The organism is Variovorax sp. GW460-12-1-14-LB1 (assembly GCF_059423605.1).
In genome coordinates, this window is sequence record NZ_JBWKYF010000156.1 from 1 (window position 1) to 2,569 (window position 2,569).

Annotated in this window: 4 protein-coding genes; 2 read left to right on the forward strand and 2 right to left on the reverse strand. The window is 67.5% G+C overall.

The genetic code is table 11. The features are described from left to right. The first annotated feature begins 49 nt into the window (after window positions 1-49). Together AC07Y4_RS32840 and AC07Y4_RS32845 are read left to right on the forward strand one after the other, a co-directional pair. A complete protein-coding gene (locus AC07Y4_RS32840; protein WP_095744241.1) occupies window positions 50-1,060 on the forward strand; it encodes a LysR family transcriptional regulator in 1,011 nt (336 codons plus the stop codon). 4 nt (window positions 1,061-1,064) lie between these two features. After that, window positions 1,065-1,529: a GNAT family N-acetyltransferase gene (locus AC07Y4_RS32845; RefSeq protein WP_095744240.1), complete on the forward strand. Its 465-nt coding sequence runs from the start codon at window positions 1,065-1,067 to the stop codon at window positions 1,527-1,529. A gap of 15 nt (window positions 1,530-1,544) precedes the next feature. On the opposite strand, the gene AC07Y4_RS32850 is transcribed toward AC07Y4_RS32845, so the two are convergent. Next, entirely contained in the window at window positions 1,545-1,889 is a 345-nt protein-coding gene (locus AC07Y4_RS32850) for a hypothetical protein (protein ID WP_139701940.1), read from the reverse strand. Between the two features lie 76 nt (window positions 1,890-1,965). After that, window positions 1,966-2,451: a DUF2165 family protein gene (locus AC07Y4_RS32855; protein WP_487850111.1), complete on the reverse strand. Its 486-nt coding sequence runs from the start codon at window positions 2,449-2,451 to the stop codon at window positions 1,966-1,968. Between the last annotated feature and the right edge of the window lie 118 nt (window positions 2,452-2,569).

Below are 2,569 nucleotides of genomic sequence, written 5' to 3' on the forward strand. Positions count from 1 at the left end.
CCCTACGACCCGTGCCCCCTCCCCCGATGCTGGAACAATGCGCCGATCTATGGATGGTCTCGATCTCATCAAAACGTTCCGCGAAGTCGCGTTCCGGCGCAGCTTCTCCCGCGCGGCCCTCTCTCTGGGCATGTCCAAGGCGACGGTCAGCCGTTATGTGGCCGAGCTCGAAGCGCGCAGCGGCGTGCGCCTGCTCAACCGCTCGACCCGCTCCCTGAGCCTCACCGACGCGGGCGAGGTGCTGCTGGAGCGCAGCACCGAGCTGGTGACGATGGCCGAGAACACGCTCAACGACCTGCAGGCGCACGGCTCGCACCCGCGCGGGCGCCTGCGCATGAGCGCGCCCCACGGGCTCATTGCGGGTTGGCTTTCGGACGTGATCGCGGAGTTCATCAAGCTCTACCCCGACGTGTACGTGAGCCTGAATTTCACGAACCACGACATCGACCTGATCGAGGAAGGCATCGACATCCACCTGACGGGCGGGCGCATCGACGACATGAACCTGATCGTGCGCCGGCTGGTGCGCTTCGACATGGTGGTGTGCGCGTCGCCCGCCTACTGGGCGCAGCGCGGCATTCCGCAGGTGCCCGAGGACATGGCGCGGCACGACGTGCTGAGCTATTCGCCGATGCCCACCACGCACCTGCCTTTTGAAACCGACGGCCAGCCGCACGACGTGGCGGTGCACAGCCGCATGGAGGCCAACGACGCGGTGGCGCTGATCGAACTGGCGCTGCGCGGCGTGGGCGTGGCCTACGTGCCCGAGCCGCTGGCGCAGTCGCACCTGGAGCGCGGCGCGCTGGTGCCGGTGCTGCGCGACCACATGCCGCACGAGCACTGGCTGTATGCCGCGTACTCGCAGCGCCGCCACAACAGCGCGGCGATGCGTGCGATGCTCGACTTTCTCGAAAAATCGATGGGGCCGGTGCCCGAACCCATGCCCGCGGCGGTGCCGGTGGCGCTGCCGTCTTGTCCCGCCAACGCCGCGACCACCGCCGCTGCTGCCGCCGCCATCGCTGCGCGCGACACGCTCGCTCCCAACGGAAAGGCCTCCTGACCCCATGACCACGCCCGCGCTCCTGATCCGCCCGCCCACGCCCGACGACTTCGCCGCATGGAAGCCGCTCTGGGACGGCTACAACGCCTTCTACGGCCGTGAGGGCCCCACGGCCCTGCCCGAGGCGATCACGCAGGTCACCTGGCAGCGCTTCTTCGATCCATACGAGCCGGTGCATGCGCTGGTGGCCGAGCGCGAGGGGCAGCTGGTGGGGCTGGTGCACTACCTGTTCCACCGCAGCACGACGCGCATCGAGCCCAACTGCTACCTGCAGGATCTGTTCACGCAATCGTCCGAACGCGGCCAGGGCGTGGGCCGGCAGTTGATCGAGGGCGTGTACGAACAGGTGCGACGCGCGGGTGCACACCGCGTGTACTGGCAGACGCACACGACCAATGCGGCGGGGCGGATGCTCTACGACAAGATGGCAAAGCACGAGGGCTTCATCGTCTACGCGACGATGGTCTGACACCCGCGCTGAAGGTCAGTACTTGATGGTGATGCCGGCCTTCACGCCGGTGTTGGCCTTGCCGTCCGAGTGCGCGCCGCCCGAGAAGGAGACGTCGCCGCCGGTCTTGGCACCGACCGAATAGGTGGGCCGCTTGCCAGACGTGTCGGTACCGGCTTCCAAAGCACTGCCGTCCGGGCGCTGCACACCGACCGTGGCACCGTTCGTGCGGGCCGAGGTTTCGGTGGAGTTCACGTTGGGCGCGATGTAGGCCGTGCCCTTGTCGTCGCTGTCGACGGGCACTCTCACGGGCTCCGCGATGGCCACCACGGCGGCAGCGCAGGCAACCCCACCCAGGAACGCAAGAATCACTCTGTTCATGGGGACCGATGGTGGATGCAGCGCGTCGCGCGGGCTGTGGGCGTGGCCTCACCGCGCGCGTAGGACGAAGGCGGCATCAGTGCCATGACAGGTTGAACAGGAAGAACGCCGCCAACACCCACAAGAGCAGCACGAGGTGCGTGAGCTGCAGGCCCTCTTGCCGTATCCAGTAGCCGAACCACAGGCCGCCCAGGTGCATGGCGAAGAGGAAGGCAGCAAAGCCGGCCAGCCCCAGGTTGAGCCACGGCCGTGCGGCCGCCAGGTCACCGCCGACCACCAGCATCGCGCTGCCGGCCCAGAACGCCAGCGCCGCGCCGAGCTGCAACGCCAGCACCACGTACAGCGCCGCGCGGTGCAGCGCCACCGAGCGGATGGCGCGCGTCAGCAAGGGCGTGTCGATGGCGGGATCGACGCGCAACGGCGCCATCGACATCGTGCCGCCGACCGCGAACACCGAGCCCGCGAAGCCGCGCCAGTTGTTGCGCACGGCAATCGACAGCCACAGCGCCATGCCCAGCGCGTGGAGGGACTGGAACAGCCAGACGGAGGTAGGGAGATTCATCGGAGCGCCTGCGTTTTTAAATATCAAAGATTATTCTTTGATATTGACGTACCCGCCGGCCGGCGCTCAAAGTCCCTCAAGGAAGGTCGAACGAATGCCATGAACAACGCCACCACCC

Bases quoted from the DNA above. Each gene is read 5' to 3' on its own strand.
- AC07Y4_RS32850 (WP_139701940.1), bottom strand. From the start codon at position 1,889: ATGAACAGAGTGATTCTTGCGTTCCTGGGTGGGGTTGCCTGCGCTGCC.
- AC07Y4_RS32845 (WP_095744240.1), top strand. From the start codon at position 1,065: ATGACCACGCCCGCGCTCCTGATCCGCCCGCCCACGCCCGACGACTTC.
- AC07Y4_RS32840 (WP_095744241.1), top strand. From the start codon at position 50: ATGGATGGTCTCGATCTCATCAAAACGTTCCGCGAAGTCGCGTTCCGG.
- AC07Y4_RS32855 (WP_487850111.1), bottom strand. From the start codon at position 2,451: ATGAATCTCCCTACCTCCGTCTGGCTGTTCCAGTCCCTCCACGCGCTG.